This is a genomic window from Sulfuritalea sp., from assembly GCF_017302275.1.
GTDB lineage: Bacteria > Pseudomonadota > Gammaproteobacteria > Burkholderiales > Rhodocyclaceae > Sulfuritalea.
The window spans coordinates 47384-63956 of the sequence record NZ_JAFLDR010000010.1; the positions used below are offsets into that span (position 1 = coordinate 47384).

Here is a 16573-nt window from a genome sequence, read left to right on the forward strand (position 1 = left end):
GTGCTTCAATTCGCCGGGGTCTTGAACGGACTCAGGCACGAACATCGCCATTGCCGAGCACGATCCATTTCAGCGAGGTGAGGCCTTCGAGGCCGACCGGGCCGCGGGCGTGGAACTTGTCGGTGGAAATGCCGATCTCGGCGCCGAGGCCGAACTCGAAGCCGTCGGCGAAGCGCGTCGAGGCATTGACCATCACCGAGGCCGAGTCCACCTCGCGAAGAAAGCGCATGGCGTGCGTGTAGTTCTCGGTGACGATGGCCTCGGTGTGCGCCGAGGAATACTTGTTGATGTGCGCGATGGCCTCATCCACGCCGGCGACGATCCTCACCGAAATGATCGCGGCGAGGTATTCGGCGTACCAGTCCTCTTCCGTCGCGGCGATGGCCTGTGGCACCAGTTTGCGGGTTTCCTCGCAACCACGGATCTCGACCCCCTTGGTGGCGAGCATGGCGCAAAGAGTCGGCGCCAGCGACACGGCGACGCCCCGCGAGATCAGCAGCGACTCGGCGGTGTTGCAGGTGCCCAGCCGCTGGGTCTTGGAATTCTCCAGGATGGCCAGCGCCTTCGCCGGGTCGGCCGCGTCATCGACGAAGACGTGGCAGTTGCCGTCGAGGTGCTTTATCACCGGCACCCGCGCATCCTTCGAGACGCGCTCGATCAGGCCCTTGCCGCCGCGCGGCACGATGACATCGACGTATTCCGGCATGGCGACGAGGAGGCTCACTGCTTCGCGGTCGGTGGTCTCGACCACCTGCACCGCCGTTGCCGGCAGTCCGGCCGCGGCGAGTCCCTCGCGCACGCAGGCGGCGATCGCCTGGTTGCAGCGGATGGCTTCCTTGCCGCCGCGCAGGATCGCGGCGTTGCCCGATTTCAGGCACAGCGCGGCGGCATCGGCCGTGACGTTGGGGCGCGCCTCGTAGATGATGCCGACCACGCCCAGCGGCACGCGCATCCTGCCCACCTGGATGCCGGAGGGACGGCGCTTCAGGTCGCTGATCTCGCCGATCGGGTCGGGCAGGGCGGCGACCTGCTCGATGCCTTGGGCCATGGCTTCGACGCCTTTTCCGGTCAGTGTCAGGCGGTCGATCATCGCCGCGTCGAGGCCATTGGCCTGGGCTTCGGCGACATCGGCGGAATTGGCCGCGAGCAGTTCGGCCGTGCCGGCGCGGATCGCTGCAGCCATCGCCAGCAGGGCGGCATTCTTGGCAGCGGTCGAAGCGCGTGCCGTGGCCCACGAAGCGTCGCGGGCCTGGCGGCCGACTTGCTGCATGTAGTCCTTTACGTCCATAATGGTTCCCGAGTTTCCTTTGCCGCGTCAGCGGCCATAACTTGTCACCCCTCTCCCCTGGGGAGAGGGGCGGGGGTGAGGGTTCTCACCCATGCGAGTTATCTTCAACGCCAGTTGAAGAAACTCGTCCCAGACATCACCGCGCGCCAGACCCTTGATCATGCGGTCAATCCTTGCCGCCTGCAAGAGTGCGCGCATTTTGGTCGATGCGGCAGAGCTGTTGCGCGCCTCCGTGGCCAGCGCCCAGAGCACCAGCGGTGGCGCCGCATCTTCGCCCTTGAGGCCTTCCAGCGTGCGCGCGGCACGTACCGTGTCGCGTGCCTTGAGCGCGTCGCGCAGATCGGACACATCGTAGCGGGCGACGTTCATCACGGCGGCCTCGACCTGTTCCAGGGAGATTTCGCCGGGAGGATGGATCAGGCCGAGCTTCTGGATTTCCTGGTGCGCGGCAAGCAGGTTGCCTTCGACGTGGGCGGCGATGAACTCCAGCGCGGCGCGCGGTGCGCTCTGCTTCTGCCGCGCCATGCGCTCCGCGATCCATTGCGGCAGGCGCGCCAGCGGCGGCGCGTTGCACTCGATGGCCACGCCCGCGTTCGACAGCACCGTGACCCAGGCGGCCTTCTTCGCCTGCCAGTCGAGTTCTGGGAGGGTTATCAGGGTGACGATGCCGGGCCCCAGGGTTCCGATGTAGCGCTGCAGCGCCTCGCTACCCTCGCGCCCGGGCTTGCCCGAAGGGATGCGCAGGTCGACCAGCTTGGAGCCGCCGAACAGCGACATGTTGCCGGCAGCGAGGAAAAGCTCCTCCCACTTGAAGCCGGTGCCGGCGACGATCACTTCGCGTTCCTCGAAGCCCTGCTTGCGCGCGGCGGCGCGGATCGCGTCGCCGGCCTCGATCACCAGCAGCGGCTCGTCGCCGTGCAGGAGGTACAGAGGTGCCAGCGGCTTGTCCAGATGCGCCGCGAGCTGTTCGGGACGCAGCAGCATTTTCCCTACTCGGCAACCTTGACGGGCTGGAGTTTCGCCGCCGCCAGCCGGCGCATCAACTGCTGCACCAGGTCGTTCTGCATGTCGCGCAGCAGCAGGGCTTCCTCGGACTCCTTGGACAGCACCAGGTCGTCGCTGAAGGTGATTTCGCGGCGCAGCGTGATGGTGCTGGCGGGCAGGTATTCGACCGGGCCGGTCACCGGTGCGTCGCTGTACTTGACCGCCGGTGCCGCAGGCGCCGTGACGTTGCCATGCACTTTGAAGCTGAAGTGGCGCACCAACTGGTATTCGCGCGCGCGGCCGGCGGCGGTGAGCGAGAGGATGATCTTCTCGCTGCGGTCGCCGAGTATGGTGAGCACCGCTTCCGCCTCGCGCGGGTCGGACACCACGCGCGTGCCCGGCGAGGAGGCTTCGATGGTACGTTTCAGGTGGGCGTAGAACTCGGAGGTTTCCGCCAGCGACAGCGCGATGGTGGCGAACGGCAGTCTGTAGCCGGGCAGTTCGGCGCTGCCACGCAGCTTGAAGCCGCAACCGGCGAGCAGTACCAGCAGCAGCGTGAGGATGCTCAGTTTGGCGGCGCGCATTGCAGCTCTCCGGACGGCTAAACCACTATGTTAACCAGACGGCCGGGCACGACGACGACTTTCTTCGCCGGTTTGCCCTCCATGAACTTCTGTGCTGCCTCGGCGGCCAGCGCGATGGCCTCGATCGCCGTGCGGTCAGCGCCGACTTTCACGCGGATGCTGCCGCGATGCTTGCCATTGACCTGCAGCACGAGTTCTTCCTCGTCCTGCACCAGCGCGGCCTCGACCGGCTCGGGCCAGGGCGCGGCGAGGATGTCGGTGCCGTAGCCGAGTTCGATCCAGAGCGCGTGGCAGATGTGCGGCGCGATCGGCGACAGCATGCGCAGCAGGATGCCGAAACCTTCGCCCAGGACCGGCGCGTGGGCGTCGTCCGCATTCGACTCCTTGTGCGCCTTTTCCAGCGCGTTGAGCATTTTCATCGCCGCCGAGGCGACGGTGTTGAACTGCAGCTTGGCAAGGTCGTAGTTGGCCTGCTTGAGCAGCAGGTGGATCTCGCGGCGCAGCGCGGCGGGGCCGGCCGCCAGCGTCGCCGGCATCGCGCCGCGCGACAGCGACTGGCAGGCATGGCCGAAAGCCCAGACGCGCTTGAGGAAACGGTAGGCGCCCTCGACACCCGAGTCCGACCACTCCAGGGTCTGCTCCGGCGGGCTCGCGAACATCATGAAGAAGCGCGCGGTGTCGGCGCCGTAGGTCTCGATAAGCTCCTGCGGATCGACGCCGTTGCGCTTGGATTTCGACATGGTGCCGACGCCGCCGTAATCCACCGGCCGTCCGTCGGCTTTCGCCGTGGCGCCAACCACATGGCCACCCTCGTCGCGCAACAGATCAACCTCGTCGGGTGCGTAGTACTCGATGCCACCCTTGTCGGTGCGCCGGCTGAAAATGTGGTTGAGCACCATGCCTTGTGTGAGCAGGTTGGCGAAGGGCTCGTCGTAAGTCACCAGGCCGAGGTCGCGCATGACCTTGGTCCAGAAACGCGAGTAGAGCAGGTGCAGGATGGCGTGTTCGATGCCGCCGATGTACTGGTCGGCCGGCATCCAGTGGTTGCTGGCGGCATCGACCATGGCGGTGTTCGCCGCGCGTGTTGCCGGATCGACGCAATAGCGGGCGTAATACCAGGACGAATCGACGAAGGTGTCCATGGTGTCGGTTTCGCGTTTGGCCGGCTTGCCGCATTTCGGGCAGGCGCAGTCGACGAAATCGGCACGCTTCGCCAGCGGATTGCCGGAGCCATCGGGCACGCAGTCTTCGGGCAGCTTCACCGGCAACTGATCGTCGGGCACCGGGACGGTGCCGCAGGCTTCGCAATGGATCAGCGGGATCGGGCAGCCCCAGTAGCGCTGGCGCGAAACGCCCCAGTCGCGCAGGCGGTACTGCACCTGGGTGTCGCCGAGCCCTTTGGCTTTCAGGTCGGCGGCGATGGCCGCAGTGGCCGCTTCGAGGCCCAGCCCGTCGTACTTGCCGGAATTCACGCATTTGCCGCGCTGTTTGTCGGCATACCACTCCTGCCAGCCGTCGAGCGAGAAGGTCTCGCCTTCGACCGCGATCACCTGCCTGATCGCCAGGCCGTATTTCCTGGCGAATTCGAAATCGCGCTCGTCATGCGCCGGCACCGCCATCACCGCGCCTTCGCCGTAGCTCATCAGCACGTAGTTGCCGACCCAGACCTCGACCGGATCATTGGTCAGCGGATGGTTGACGAAGGTGCCGGTCGGCATGCCTTTCTTTTCCATGGTCGCCATGTCGGCTTCCATGACCGAGCCGTGCTTGCACTCATCGATGAAGGCGGCGAGCTGCGGCTTGCTCTTCGCCGCGTGCGTCGCCAACGGGTGCTCGGCGGCAACGGCGCAGAAGGTGACGCCCATGATGGTGTCGGCACGGGTGGTGAACACCCAGAGCTTCTCCTGCTTGCCGTCCAGTTCGTATGGGAAGGCGAAGCGCACGCCGGTACTCTTGCCGATCCAGTTGGCCTGCATGGTCTTGACCCGTTCGGGCCAGCCCGGCAGCGTGTCCAGCGCCGAGAGCAGCTCGTCGGCATATTTGGTAATGGCGAGGTAGTAGCCGGGGATCTCGCGCTTTTCCACCACCGCGCCGGTGCGCCAGCCGCGGCCTTCGATCACCTGCTCGTTGGCCAGCACGGTCTGGTCCACCGGGTCCCAGTTCACCACCTGTGTCTTCTTGTAGGCGATGCCCTTTTCCAGCATGCGCAGAAACAGCCACTGGTTCCACTTGTAGTACTCGGGCGCGCAGGTCGCCAGTTCGCGTTCCCAGTCGATCGCAAAACCCAGCGACTGGAGCTGCTTCTTCATGTAGGCGATGTTGTCCCAGGTCCACTTCGCCGGCGGTACCTTGTTTTGCATCGCGGCGTTTTCGGCGGGCAGGCCGAAGGCGTCCCAGCCCATGGGCTGCAGCACGTTGTAGCCCTTCATCCGGTGGTAGCGGGAGAGCACATCGCCGATGGTATAGTTCCGCACGTGCCCCATGTGCAGCTTGCCCGACGGGTAGGGAAACATCGACAGGCAGTAGTACTTCGGCCGCGCGTTTGGCGAACCCCCATCCGCGACGGCGCGGAAGGTCTGAGTGGTGTTCCACCAGGCCTGTGCGGCCTGCTCGATTTCCGTCGGAAGGTATTTTTCCTGCATGGCCGGGGTGTCTGCGTTGAGTGCTGGCAAAGGGCGGAATTATACCCGCCGACTCTGTGTGAAAGGATTTGCATGCGTCCCTTGAACCGGCTGTTTACCGGGGTTTTCGCCCTTGTCGCCTTCCTGTCCGGCGCGGTCTGGGCCGCGGCGCCCGCTACGGTCGAAGTCGTTCAGGCGCCCGCATGGCTGGATCGCGGCGGCATGACGCAGCCGCTGGCGGCCGGCATGGAAATCAAGAGCGGCGACGTGGTGCGCACCGGGTCCGGCGCGCGCGCCTACCTGATGCTGGCCGAGGGCAGCCGGGTCAAGCTTGGCGAATCGGCGCGCTTCAGCGTGCACACGCGCAGCCTGCAACCGGAAAAAACCTTTCGTGGCGCGCTCGATGTCCTCGCCGGAGCGTTCCGTTACACCACGGGGAAGCTGAAAAAGGCCCAGCCGCGCGAAGTGGCGATCCGCGTCGGAACCGCCACGATCGGCATTCGCGGCACCGACGTTTGGGGCAAGACCGACAAGGACGGCGATCTGGTGGCCCTGCTCGAAGGTCGCATCGAGATCACCCGTGCCGGCCAGGTGACCGAGATGGCCGAGCCGCTGACCTACTTCGACGCTCCCAGCGGCCAGTCGGCGGCCGTCAAGCCGCTCGATCCCGAGGTATTCAAGAAACTGGCGCGGCAGACTGAAATCCTTGCCGGCGACGGTGCGGCGAGCGCACGGGGCAAGCGGAGCATCCTCGCCGGCAGCGCCGACAGCGAGGCGGGCGCCCTGGCGATCTACGATCAGGCGCGCGATGCGGGTTTTGCGGCGCGCATACGGCCGCGGGAAATGGAAGGCGGCGGCTGGGCCTACGACGTGGTGCTGGGCGGCTATGCCAGCGCGGCGGAAGCCGGCGTGGCCGCCGCCCGCTTGAAGGCGGCGACGGAACTTATGCCGCGCGTGGTGAACTAGCCGGGGACTTGCTGCCGCTGCCGCGGGGCGGAGCCGAACAGGCGCCAGCCGCGTGCGGACAGCGCCGACGCCTCATGCATCGCTTGCATCGACACGGCCCAGAAGCGGGCCTGGGTGCGCGCCCATCGCCGCCAGCCGAATGAGGCGGCGTCCTGGCGCAGGGATTCCGCAGCGACCAGTTCCATCAGGCGATCCACCGCGAGCTTGAAGTAGGTTGCGGAACCGTGTGTCGCCTGACGCGCGGCCCAGCGCTCGGCGTCGTGCCACAAGGTGGCCGCGCGCGCGTCGCTGATGCCGGCCTTCTTGGCCAGCCAGGGCAGCAGTTTGGGTGTCTTGGGCGGGGTTCTCATGGTGTTTCTCCTGTTGTTCGGGCCATCCCGGCCTTGTGAGCCGGGATGGCCTTTCCAGCACGCAACGTGGTGCATCGCAGCATGCCGGATTCTACAGGCAACGTATGGGTGAATTACTCTAAGGCAACAAAATTTGGTGCAACGCAAAACGCACGGGAATTTCGTTTGATTCCGGTGCCGGCGGCCATTGTTAGTGCTTACTCCCGAAGATCGTGGCCGCAACCCGGTCGATATAATCGCGTTTCCACCCGCCGGCCCAGTCCATGAATCCCCTGCTTCTCCACCTCAACGCGCCGCAGTTGGCCGCTGTCACCCTGCCGCCGGTCCATGCCCTGATCCTCGCCGGCGCCGGTTCCGGCAAGACACGTGTGCTGACCACGCGCATCGCCTGGCTGATTTCGACCGGGCAGGTGTCGCCGCCCGGCATCCTCGCCGTGACCTTCACCAACAAGGCGGCCAAGGAAATGCAGACGCGGCTGGCGGGCATGCTGCCGATAAACGTCCGCGGCATGTGGATCGGCACCTTCCACGGCCTGTGCAACCGCCTGCTGCGCGCCCACCATCGCGACGCCGGCCTGCCGCAGCTGTTCCAGATCCTCGATTCCGCCGACCAGCAGTCGGCAGTCAAGCGCCTGCTCAAATCGCTCAATGTCGATGACGAGAAGTTCCCGCCGCGCGAGCTGTGCCACTTCATCAACGCGCAGAAGGAGCAGGGCCTGCGCCCCGCCGCGGTCGAGGCATGGGATGACTGGGCGAAGAAGCGCGTCGGCCTCTATGAGGCCTACGAAGCGCAATGCCAGCGTGAAGGCGTGGTCGATTTCGCCGAACTGTTGCTGCGCTCCTACGAGCTGCTGGAGCGCAACGAGCCCCTGTGCCGGCATTACCAGCAACGTTTCCGCCACATTCTTGTTGATGAGTTCCAGGACACCAACAAGCTGCAATACCGCTGGTTGAAGCTGCTCGCCGGAGGGGCACCTGGCGCCAACGCAGGGCCGTCCCAAGGAGGCGCAGTGTTCTACACGGAGCCGCGCAGCGGCGAACTACAGTCACCCCCGCCCGCGGGGCGGGGGTCGGGGGGTGGGTGCTGTCTGTTCTGCGTCGGCGACGACGACCAGAGCATTTACGCCTTCCGCGGCGCCGACGTCGGCAACATGGCCGACTTCGAACGCGAGTTCAAGGTGACGAACCTGATCCGCCTGGAGCAGAACTACCGCTCGCACGGCAACATCCTCGACGCGGCCAACGCCATCATCAAGAACAATCCCTCACGCCTGGGCAAGAACCTGTGGACCGAGGCCGGCAGCGGCGAGCCGATCCGCGTCCATGAAGCCTATGGCGAGGGCGACGAGGCGCGCTGGATCGTCGAGGAAGTCAAGGCCCTGCAGCGCGATGGCCACGCGCGCGCCGAGATCGCCCTGCTCTATCGCAGCAACGCGCAGTCGCGCGCGCTGGAACATGCACTGTTCAACGCCGGCCTGCCCTACCGCGTTTATGGCGGGCTGCGCTTCTTCGAGCGCGCCGAAATCAAGCACGCCCTGGCCTACCTGCGCCTGATCGCCAATACCGACGACGACACGGCGTTTGCCCGCGTCGTCAACTTCCCCACGCGCGGCATCGGCGCGCGCAGCCTGGAAACCCTGCAGGATGCCGCGAAGGCCGCCAACAGCAGCCTGCACGCGGCGATTCCGCAGGTCAGTGGCGCCGGCGGCGCCAAGCTTGCCGCGTTCGCGCAACTGATCGTGACTTTGCGCGATGCCGCCCACCTGCCGCTGCCGGAACTGGTCGACCACGTGCTCGAACTGTCCGGTCTGCGTGCCCATTACAAGAATGAGAAGGAAGGCCAGGAGCGGCTGGACAACCTCGACGAACTGATCAATGCCGCCGCCAGCTTCGTCGCCGAGGAAGGCACACCCGACCCGGACGGCGAGATCACCGGGCAGTACGGCAACGACCTGTCGTCGTTCCTCGCCCATGCTTCGCTCGAGGCCGGCGAACACCAGGCCGGCGAGGGCGACGACGCGCTGCAACTGATGACCGTGCATTCCGCCAAGGGCCTCGAATTCAACGTGGTCTTCATCAGCGGTCTGGAAGACGGCCTGTTCCCCCACGAGAACTCGCTGACCGAAACGCGGGACGGAAAATCGGGCCTGGAGGAAGAGCGCCGCCTGATGTACGTCGCCGTCACCCGCGCGCGGCAGCGGCTCTATCTCAGCTTCGCGCAGACCCGCATGCTGCATGGCCAGACCCGCTACAACCTGCCCTCGCGTTTCCTCGACGAGGTGCCGGAAGAACTGGTGAAATGGCTGACACCGCGCGCCGGCAAGGGCGGCTTCGCGATGCAGGATTCGGCCAGCGGTTCGTATGGATCGTCGGGTACTTCCTCCTATGGCGCGGCGCCGCGCCGCAGCGAGTCCTCCGCTGGCAGCGGTTTCCGCATCGGCCAGAGCGTGATGCATGCAAGATTCGGCCTCGGCGTCATTATCAACGCCGAAGGCAGCGGAACCGACGCCCGCGTGCAAGTGAACTTCGGCAATGCCGGCATGAAGTGGCTGGCCCTGTCGGTCGCCAAACTGGAGGCAGCATGAAATCCATTGAAGCCAACGGCATTTCCATCAATTACAAAATCGAAGGCAGCGGCCCCTGGGTCACGCTCTCGCATTCGCTGAGCTGCGACCTGACCATGTGGGACGCGCTCGCCGTGGCGCTGGCGCCGACTTTCACGGTGCTGCGCTACGACACGCGCGGCCACGGCGGCACGACGGCAGCGCAAGGTCCTTACAGCTTCGGCCAGCTCACGGCCGACCTCACCGGCTTGCTCGATGCGCTGGAGATAGCGCGCACGCATTTCGTCGGCCTCTCGATGGGCGGCATGATCGGACAGCACTTTGCACTCGCGGCGCCGCAGCGATTGGACAGGCTGGTGATCGCCAACTCCACCAGCCGCATCCCGCCCGAGGCCGGACCGCTGTGGGACGAACGCATCGGCATGGCCCGCAGCCAGGGTTGTGCGGGCCTGGTCGAGGGCACGCTGGGCCGCTGGTTCACGCCGGCGTTTCGTGCCGCGCAGCCGGCCGAAACCGCGCGCATCGCCGGCCTGATCGCTGGCACGCCGCCGGCGGGCTACATCGGCTGCGCCGGCGCCATCCGCGCGCTCGACATCACGGCCAGGATAGGCGCGATCCGCGCGCCGACCCAGGTCATTGCCGGCGCCGACGATCCCGGCACGCCGCCGGCGATGTCGGAACTCATCGCCTCGACGATACCCGGCGCCCGGCTCGAGATCATCCCATCGGCATCGCACCTGTCCTGCATCGAGCAGCCGGAAACCTTCAACCGGCTGGTCGCCGCTTTCCTGAAAGGCTGAACATGGATCTCGGAATCAAGGACAGGTCCGCACTGGTCTGCGCGTCGAGCAAGGGCCTCGGCCGCGGTTGCGCCATGGCCCTGGCGCGCGAAGGTGTCAATGTCACGCTGGTGGCGCGCGGCGCCGAGGCGCTGGAAAAGACCGCGGCGGAAATCCGCGCTGCCACCGGCGTCACCGTCATGACGGTCGCCGCCGACATCGTCACGGCGGCGGGCCGCGCCGCCGCGCTGGCGGCCTGCCCGCAGCCCGACATCCTGGTCAACAACGCCGGCGGTCCGCCGCCCGGGGATTTCCGCAACTCGTTGCGCGACGACTGGCTCGCCGCGCTCGACGCCAACATGCTTGCGCCGATCGAACTGATCAAGGCCACCGTCGATCACATGATCGCACGCAAGTTCGGCCGCATCGTGAACATCACCTCCGGCGCGGTGAAAATGCCGATCGACGTGCTAGGGCTATCCACCAGCGCGCGCCTGGGGCTTACCGGCTTCGTCGCCGGGCTCTCGCGCAAGACCGTGGCGCACAACGTCACGATCAACAATCTGCTGCCGGGCTTTCACGATACCGATCGCGTCAAATCGGTTGTCGGCGGCCAGGCCAGGCAGCGCGGCATCAGCTACGAGCAGGCGCTGGCGGAACGGATCGCCACCATCCCGGCCGGCCGCATCGGCGATGCCGAGGACTTTGGCGCCGCCTGCGCCTGGTTGTGTTCGGCGCAAGCCGGCTTCATTACCGGGCAGAACTGGCTGATCGACGGCGGCGCCTACAGCGGCACCTTCTGAAGCCCGGCTAGCCGCCGCGCTGCAATCGCGCGGCAGCGGCAGCAAGCCCGGTGAGCTTCGCCCAGTGGCCGGCGGTCACCTCGTCGCGCGGCGCGATCCAGCTGCCGCCCACGCACAGCACGTTCGACCGGGCAAGGTAGGCAGGGGCATTGGCCGCGTCAATGCCACCTGTCGGACAGAACATGACATCCGGGAACGGTCCGGCCAGGGCAGCCAACATTGCCAGGCCACCCGCCGCTTCGGCGGGAAAGAACTTCATGACGTCGTAGCCGTCATTGCGTGCCGCCATCACTTCGCTGGCGGTCGCCACACCGGGCAGATAGGGAAGCCCGAGTTCGGCACAGGCTTTCCCCAAGTTTGTCGCATGCCCCGGACTGACCGCAAAGCGCGCGCCCGCCTTCTGGGCGTGACGGGCATCGCTGGCATCGCAAACCGTGCCGGCGCCCACCTCGATCCCGGGCAGCGCCTCGGCAATTGCCGCAATGGCTGACAGGGCTGCGGGCGTACGCAGAGTGATTTCGATGAGTTTCAGGCCGCCGTCGGCCAGGGCGCGCGCCAGGGGCACGGCTTTGGCTGCGTCATCGATCACCAGCACGGGCAATACCGTCCTCTGGCCGATGAGCTCGCGTATCCGGTTCGATCGATCGTGCTTCATGTTCGGCATGCGTCGGCGGTGGATTGCAGGAAGGCCATGACCTCGGCGGCTCGAGGAATCGGCGCCACCGCGCCGAAGTCGAGGGTGGTCAGCGCCGCGGCGGCATTGGCGTAGTCTACGGCACGTGCCATTGTATCCCCAGCGACCAGACGCGCCAGAAGGGCTCCGCCGAAGCAATCACCAGCGCCCGTGGCGTCGACCGCCTTGACCTGATGCCCGGCTAGGCGATGCCGTTCCGTGGCTGTGCCGTACAGGGCACCATCCTTCCCCAGCTTCAGCACGACGATCCGCGCCCCCGCCGCAAAGCACCAGTCGAGGATCTCGTCGGCATCGGCGAGCCCGGACAGCTGCTGCAGGTCCTCGATGCTGGGCAGGAAGATGTCAGCCAGCGGAATCGTCGCAAGTATCACGGCGCGAGCCCGGTCCAGGGGCCACAGCTTGAGCCGCAGGTTCGAGTCGAAGCTGACCTTGCCGCCAAAGCCATGCACGGTATCGATCGCGGTGAAAACGGTGTCGCAGGCATTGGCGCTGATCGCCTGCGATATTCCGGAGACATGCAGCCAGCGGCAGTTCGCCAGCATCTCCCGCGGCAATTCCTGCGGCGTCATCCGGCTTGCCGCGCTACCTGCGCGCAGGTAGCTGAAAACGTGGCCCTGCGGTCCGTGGCTGACGAAATACACCCCCGTGTGCGCACCGGGATCGCGAATCACGCCTCGTATATCCACATGCTCGCCGGCCCAAAGGTCGGCGAACAAATCGCCGAAGGCATCCGTTCCCAGGCGCGTCAGGTAGCCGACGCTGGCCCCCTGGCGTGCCGCGGCGATTGCCGCGTTCGAGGTGTCGCCACCAAATCCTTGCAGATACTGCGGCCGCGCCGGATCGGTCTGGTTGAACTCGATCAGCGGTTCGCCCAGGGTCAGGATCTCGGGCCAGCCCGGCCCGGCGTCAGATCCGCCCATATTTGGCCAGGCCCTTGCGCAGGGATTTCTCGGCGATGATCAGTTTGGCCTGCTCCAGCTCGCGGGCATCGATCTCCAGTGCCATGGCCAGCACTTCCGCGGCCTTGGCCTGCGGTACTACCACCACGCCGTCGATATCGCCGACGATGATGTCGCCCGGATGCACCATGATGCCGGCAACGCATACCGGCACCTGGGAGGCGACCGTGCGGTAGCGGCCCAGCGTTGTGCCTGGGCTCACGGCCCGGGCATACACGGGGAAGTCGTAGTCGCGGCGGATCTCCGTCAGGTCACGCACGGCGCCGTCGAGTACCGCGCCGGCATGGCCGTTGGCCACCGCGCCCGCCGTCATCAGGCCACCCCAGACCGCCACATTGGGCTCGCCACCGGCGATGGAAATCACGATCACGCTGCCGCGCGGCGCTTCGTCGATCAGGTCGAGTGCGTGCTGCGGCGGAACGAACTCGTCGGTCGCCGCTTCGAGCACGGTTGCCGCCGGCCCGCAGATGCGCTTCTCGTTGATGCGCGGCTTGATTTCGCAATCCATGTAGCCGCGCTTGCCGCAGACCTTGTCCACGGCGTCGGCCACAGAGGCAACGGCCACCTTGTTGAAACCTTCGATCAGTTCATTCATGTTGTTCTCGTTTCCGATTTTTCGTGAAATCGCCAGGGATTGAGCCAGTGCCGGGGCGGTTCGCCGCGCAGCACGCGAACCACTTCTTCGGCCGCCAGGCGTTGCAGGTCGCGCATCGATTCCTCGCTGTACCAGCCGATGTGGTTGGTCACCACGACGTTGTCCAGCGCGAAGATCGGATGGCTCGGGTCGGGTGGCTCGGGATCGAACACATCGAGGCCGGCGCCGAGGATGCGTCCCGAGGCAAGTGCCTCTTGCAGGGCGTCAAGGTCGACCAACCCACCGCGCGCCGTATTGACGAGGATGGCGCTCGGTTTCATTAAAGCAAGTCGGCGGCCATCGATGAGCTTCCGGGTTTCGATCGTCAAGGGCGCATGCAGCGAAATCAGGTCGGCCTCGCGGCAGATCGCGTCCACATCCGCCGCTTCAACAGCTTCCGGCATTTTCGCCTGGGGGTCGAAGGCCATCACGCGGGCAATGCCGAAGCCGGCGAACATCGCTTGCGTCATGCGCGCAATGCGGCCATAGCCGACGAGGCCAAGGGTAGCTCCGCGCAGGCGGTGCATCGGCTTCGACACACCGGTGGACCAGCGTCCGGCACGCACCTCGGTGTCGTGCAGGCGCAACCGCCGCACCACCGCGAGCGCCAGGGCTACCGCCTGGGTCGCCACCTCGTCGGTGCCGTAGTCAGGCACGTTGCAAACCATGATGTGGCGCTCCCGCGCCGCCGCCTGGTCTATGTTGTCGACGCCGATGCCGTAGCGGATCACCGCCTTGCAGCGCGGCGCGCCTTCCAGCACGCGCCGCGTCACCGGCGACTCGCGGACCATGATCACGTCGGCATCATGCACAGCGTCCAGCACGGCCTCTTCGCTGCCGCCACAGGGGCGCAGATGGTACTCCGCGCCAGCCGCAGCCAGCAGGGTCTCCTCCTGGTCGTAGGCGGCATAGCCGCCATCGATCGCGACAACCTGCTTTCGTTCGCTCATGCCGATTCGCCGCTTACTTGCGGTTCGCCTCGATCGCCTTGAACAGGTTATCGACGTAGTCCTTGCCGATTTCCTTTTCGGCCCATTCCTTGACCGGCGGTTGTGCCAGTTTGCGGAACTCGCCGATCTGCGCCGGTGTCGGCACGTAGGCCTGCATGCCGAGCTTTTCGAGGATGGACTTGGCGTTCTTGTCCTGGTCGCTGGTCATCTTGCGGTGGATGGCAACCGCCTTGGCAGTCGCTTCATCGACCGCCTTTTTCTCAGTGGGATTCAGGCCCTGGTAGAAGCGTTCATTGACCATATAGGCGTGGATTGACCAGACGTGACCATCGAGCGTGGCGTATTTCTGGCTCTGGTACAGGCTGGCGGCGATGATGTTGGTCACGCCGTTCTCCTGGCCATCGACCACCTTCTGCTGCAGGGCGGTCGGCAGTTCGCCCCAGGGAATCGCCGAGGCCGACGCGCCGAGCGACTCAACCAGCGCCTTGTAGACGGGCGAGGGCTGGATGCGGATCTTCATGCCCTTCATGTCGGCCGGCGACTGGATCGGCCGCAGGCTGTTGGTGAAGTGGCGGACGCCGTTGTCGGCCAGGCCGAGCAGGCGGATGCCGCTCTTCTTGACCATGTCGGCGCTCGCTTCGTCCTTCCACTTCGAGTCATACACGCGCCAGGCGTGCTCGTGGCTTTCGTAGAGGAAGGGAATGCCGAGCACGCCGATCGGCTTGTAGATGGTGGCGACCGCGCCGTCGTGGGCCACTGCGAGCTCCAGCGTGCCGAGCTTGACACCCTCCATTGTCTGCTGGTCCTTGCCGAACTGGCCGGCCGGATAGATCTCGACCTTGATCGAGCCATTGGTGGACTTTTCCACATGTTCCTTGAATGCCAGAGCCGCCACATGCTTGGGCTGGTCTTCCTTGGCCGGCTGGAAGTGGGCGTACTTGAGCACCTTCTGGGCATGGGCGGCGGGCAGGCCCATGAAGAGGACGGCGCCGAGGGCAAGCAGGTTCAGTTTCATGGGAGTCTCCTTGTGTGTAATGGGTCAGGGTGAGGATCAGCGGGTGTAACCGAACAGGCCGGGCAGCCAGGTGACCAGTACGGGGAACAGGGTGAGCAGCAGTATCACCACGAGCTGGGCGGCGAACATCGGAATCATCTCGCGCACCATCTTGCCCATCGGCACGCCGGAAACGACCGTGGTGATGAACAACAGGGCGCCGACCGGCGGCGTGATCATGCCCAGGGTCAGGTTGATGATGACGACGATGGCGAACTGCAATGGATCGATGCCGGCAGCCAGTGCCATTGGCGCCAGGATGGGCACGAAGATCATCACCCCGGGCAGCGGTTCGATGAAGATGCCGCCGAGCAGCAGGAACACGTTGAGCAGCAGGAACAACTCGAGCGGGCTAAGGTGCAGCCCGGCGATCCACTGTGCGGCGGCCTGCGGAAGCTGGCCCACGGTAAGCACCCAGCTGAGTACTTCCGAGGTGGCGATGATCATCAGGATCGATGAGGTCACCAGCGCGGTGCGGAACAGTATCCCCGGCAACATGTCCCATTTCAGCGTTCCGTAAAGGAAGCGCCCGATCGCCAGCGCATAGAACACCGCGACCGCCGAAGCCTCGGTCGGCGTGAACACGCCGAAATGGATGCCGCCGAGGATGATGAGGGGCAGGGCCAGGGCAGGCAGCGCCCGCACGAAAGTCTTGAAAATTTCACCGGCCGACGGACGCAGATCTGAGCCGTGGTAATTGCGCCGCACGCTGATCCAGTGGTTGACCAGCAGCATGGAGCCGGAAACCATCAGACCGGGAATCACGCCCCCAAGGAACAGACCCATGATGGTCACGCTGTTTTCGGTCAGGGCGTAGACGATCATGATGATCGACGGCGGAATGATGGGCCCGACGATGGAAGTGCATGCGGTCAGCGCGGCCGCGTATTCCGCCGAATAGCCCGACTTCTTCATCATGTGGATGAGCATGTTGCCGGGGCCGGCCATGTTGGCCAGCGCCGAGCCGCTGATCCCGGAAAAGAAGGTGATGGTGAGGACGTTGGTGTGGCCTAGTCCGCCGCGCACACGGCCTACCAACTGGTTGGCGAAGCGCAGCAGCACCTCCGTCAGCGCGCCGCCGGTCATCAGTTCGGCGGCAAGGATGAAGAAGGGAATCGCCAGCAGCGGAAAACTGTCGATGCCGGCAAACATGTTCTGCACCGCCGAGATCGGGCTCAGCGAGCCCTGCACCAGCACCGCCGCCAAACCCGCGATGACCATGGTGAAAGCGACGGGCACGCCGATCATCAGCGTGAGAAGAAACACAATGATCAAGGTAGCGCTCACGGAACGACCCTCCCCCCACCCCCCGCCCCAAGAGCGGGGGTGACCGTGGTTCGCCG

Annotated in this window: 15 protein-coding genes; 4 read left to right on the forward strand and 11 right to left on the reverse strand. The window is 65.7% G+C overall.

From position 1 onward, the window contains the following. Window positions 1-31: 31 nt before the first annotated feature. Genes J0M27_RS07395 through leuS form a run of 4 tightly spaced genes read right to left on the reverse strand, consistent with a single transcriptional unit; the run spans window position 32 to window position 5498 of the window. On the reverse strand, window positions 32-1288 hold the full coding sequence (locus tag J0M27_RS07395) for a glutamate-5-semialdehyde dehydrogenase (protein WP_294989265.1): 1257 nt from the start codon (window positions 1286-1288) through the stop codon (window positions 32-34). A 27-nt stretch (window positions 1289-1315) separates the two neighbouring features. Next, window positions 1316-2272, reverse strand: coding sequence for a DNA polymerase III subunit delta (gene holA, locus J0M27_RS07400; RefSeq protein WP_294989267.1), 957 nt, complete (start codon window positions 2270-2272; stop codon window positions 1316-1318). Window positions 2273-2277: 5 nt separating this feature from the next. Next, window positions 2278-2856, reverse strand: coding sequence for an LPS assembly lipoprotein LptE (gene lptE / locus J0M27_RS07405; protein ID WP_294989270.1), 579 nt, complete (start codon window positions 2854-2856; stop codon window positions 2278-2280). Window positions 2857-2873: 17 nt separating this feature from the next. Beyond that, window positions 2874-5498 carry a leucine--tRNA ligase gene (leuS, locus tag J0M27_RS07410; RefSeq protein ID WP_294989272.1) on the reverse strand — a complete coding sequence of 875 codons (2625 nt, stop codon included), beginning with the start codon at window positions 5496-5498 and terminating at the stop codon, window positions 2874-2876. A gap of 72 nt (window positions 5499-5570) precedes the next feature. Here leuS and J0M27_RS07415 point away from each other — a divergent pair, with 72 nt between their 5' ends. Then, the gene (locus J0M27_RS07415; RefSeq protein ID WP_294989275.1) at window positions 5571-6443 is read left to right on the forward strand and encodes a FecR family protein; all 873 of its coding nucleotides are present in this window, start codon (window positions 5571-5573) and stop codon (window positions 6441-6443) included. Here the strand turns inward: J0M27_RS07415 and J0M27_RS07420 are convergent. Continuing rightward, on the reverse strand, window positions 6440-6793 hold the full coding sequence (locus J0M27_RS07420; RefSeq protein WP_294989278.1) for a hypothetical protein: 354 nt from the start codon (window positions 6791-6793) through the stop codon (window positions 6440-6442). The two genes, J0M27_RS07415 and J0M27_RS07420, sit on opposite strands and share 4 nt — an antisense overlap. A 263-nt stretch (window positions 6794-7056) precedes the next feature. Between J0M27_RS07420 and J0M27_RS07425 the strand changes: the two genes are divergently transcribed. From J0M27_RS07425 to J0M27_RS07435, 3 genes are read left to right on the forward strand one after another with little or no spacing between them, the layout of a single operon-like run. Further along, the gene (locus J0M27_RS07425; RefSeq protein ID WP_294989280.1) at window positions 7057-9378 is read left to right on the forward strand and encodes a UvrD-helicase domain-containing protein; all 2322 of its coding nucleotides are present in this window, start codon (window positions 7057-7059) and stop codon (window positions 9376-9378) included. Continuing rightward, window positions 9375-10157: a 3-oxoadipate enol-lactonase gene (gene pcaD / locus J0M27_RS07430; protein WP_294989282.1), complete on the forward strand. Its 783-nt coding sequence runs from the start codon at window positions 9375-9377 to the stop codon at window positions 10155-10157. Before J0M27_RS07425 ends, pcaD begins: the two co-directional genes overlap by 4 nt. Before the next feature lie 2 nt (window positions 10158-10159). After that, window positions 10160-10939 carry an SDR family oxidoreductase gene (locus J0M27_RS07435; protein WP_294989285.1) on the forward strand — a complete coding sequence of 260 codons (780 nt, stop codon included), beginning with the start codon at window positions 10160-10162 and terminating at the stop codon, window positions 10937-10939. A 7-nt stretch (window positions 10940-10946) separates the two neighbouring features. Here the strand turns inward: J0M27_RS07435 and eda are convergent, their stop codons facing one another. From eda to J0M27_RS07465, 6 genes are read right to left on the reverse strand one after another with little or no spacing between them, the layout of a single operon-like run. Beyond that, window positions 10947-11594, reverse strand: coding sequence for a bifunctional 4-hydroxy-2-oxoglutarate aldolase/2-dehydro-3-deoxy-phosphogluconate aldolase (gene eda, locus J0M27_RS07440; RefSeq protein WP_294989287.1), 648 nt, complete (start codon window positions 11592-11594; stop codon window positions 10947-10949). Then, window positions 11591-12553: a sugar kinase gene (locus J0M27_RS07445; protein WP_294989290.1), complete on the reverse strand. Its 963-nt coding sequence runs from the start codon at window positions 12551-12553 to the stop codon at window positions 11591-11593. The genes eda and J0M27_RS07445 overlap by 4 nt, the downstream gene beginning before the upstream one ends. Beyond that, complete coding sequence (locus tag J0M27_RS07450) at window positions 12540-13187, reverse strand: RraA family protein (RefSeq protein ID WP_294989293.1); 648 nt, start codon at window positions 13185-13187, stop codon at window positions 12540-12542. The genes J0M27_RS07445 and J0M27_RS07450 overlap by 14 nt, the downstream gene beginning before the upstream one ends. Next, window positions 13184-14176 carry a C-terminal binding protein gene (locus J0M27_RS07455; protein ID WP_294989295.1) on the reverse strand — a complete coding sequence of 331 codons (993 nt, stop codon included), beginning with the start codon at window positions 14174-14176 and terminating at the stop codon, window positions 13184-13186. Before J0M27_RS07455 ends, J0M27_RS07450 begins: the two co-directional genes overlap by 4 nt. Before the next feature lie 13 nt (window positions 14177-14189). Then, window positions 14190-15191, reverse strand: coding sequence for a DctP family TRAP transporter solute-binding subunit (locus J0M27_RS07460; protein WP_294989298.1), 1002 nt, complete (start codon window positions 15189-15191; stop codon window positions 14190-14192). A gap of 36 nt (window positions 15192-15227) precedes the next feature. After that, window positions 15228-16517: a TRAP transporter large permease gene (locus J0M27_RS07465; protein WP_294989301.1), complete on the reverse strand. Its 1290-nt coding sequence runs from the start codon at window positions 16515-16517 to the stop codon at window positions 15228-15230. Window positions 16518-16573 lie beyond the last annotated feature (56 nt).

Coding starts and splice junctions, on each gene's coding strand:
- J0M27_RS07435 (WP_294989285.1), top strand. CDS start 10,160: ATGGATCTCGGAATCAAGGACAGGTCCGCACTGGTCTGCGCGTCGAGC.
- J0M27_RS07420 (WP_294989278.1), bottom strand. CDS start 6,793: ATGAGAACCCCGCCCAAGACACCCAAACTGCTGCCCTGGCTGGCCAAG.
- holA (WP_294989267.1), bottom strand. CDS start 2,272: ATGCTGCTGCGTCCCGAACAGCTCGCGGCGCATCTGGACAAGCCGCTG.
- J0M27_RS07450 (WP_294989293.1), bottom strand. CDS start 13,187: ATGAATGAACTGATCGAAGGTTTCAACAAGGTGGCCGTTGCCTCTGTG.
- pcaD (WP_294989282.1), top strand. CDS start 9,375: ATGAAATCCATTGAAGCCAACGGCATTTCCATCAATTACAAAATCGAA.
- J0M27_RS07460 (WP_294989298.1), bottom strand. CDS start 15,191: ATGAAACTGAACCTGCTTGCCCTCGGCGCCGTCCTCTTCATGGGCCTG.
- lptE (WP_294989270.1), bottom strand. CDS start 2,856: ATGCGCGCCGCCAAACTGAGCATCCTCACGCTGCTGCTGGTACTGCTC.
- leuS (WP_294989272.1), bottom strand. CDS start 5,498: ATGCAGGAAAAATACCTTCCGACGGAAATCGAGCAGGCCGCACAGGCC.
- J0M27_RS07415 (WP_294989275.1), top strand. CDS start 5,571: ATGCGTCCCTTGAACCGGCTGTTTACCGGGGTTTTCGCCCTTGTCGCC.
- J0M27_RS07445 (WP_294989290.1), bottom strand. CDS start 12,553: ATGGGCGGATCTGACGCCGGGCCGGGCTGGCCCGAGATCCTGACCCTG.
- J0M27_RS07395 (WP_294989265.1), bottom strand. CDS start 1,288: ATGGACGTAAAGGACTACATGCAGCAAGTCGGCCGCCAGGCCCGCGAC.
- J0M27_RS07425 (WP_294989280.1), top strand. CDS start 7,057: ATGAATCCCCTGCTTCTCCACCTCAACGCGCCGCAGTTGGCCGCTGTC.
- J0M27_RS07455 (WP_294989295.1), bottom strand. CDS start 14,176: ATGAGCGAACGAAAGCAGGTTGTCGCGATCGATGGCGGCTATGCCGCC.
- eda (WP_294989287.1), bottom strand. CDS start 11,594: ATGAAGCACGATCGATCGAACCGGATACGCGAGCTCATCGGCCAGAGG.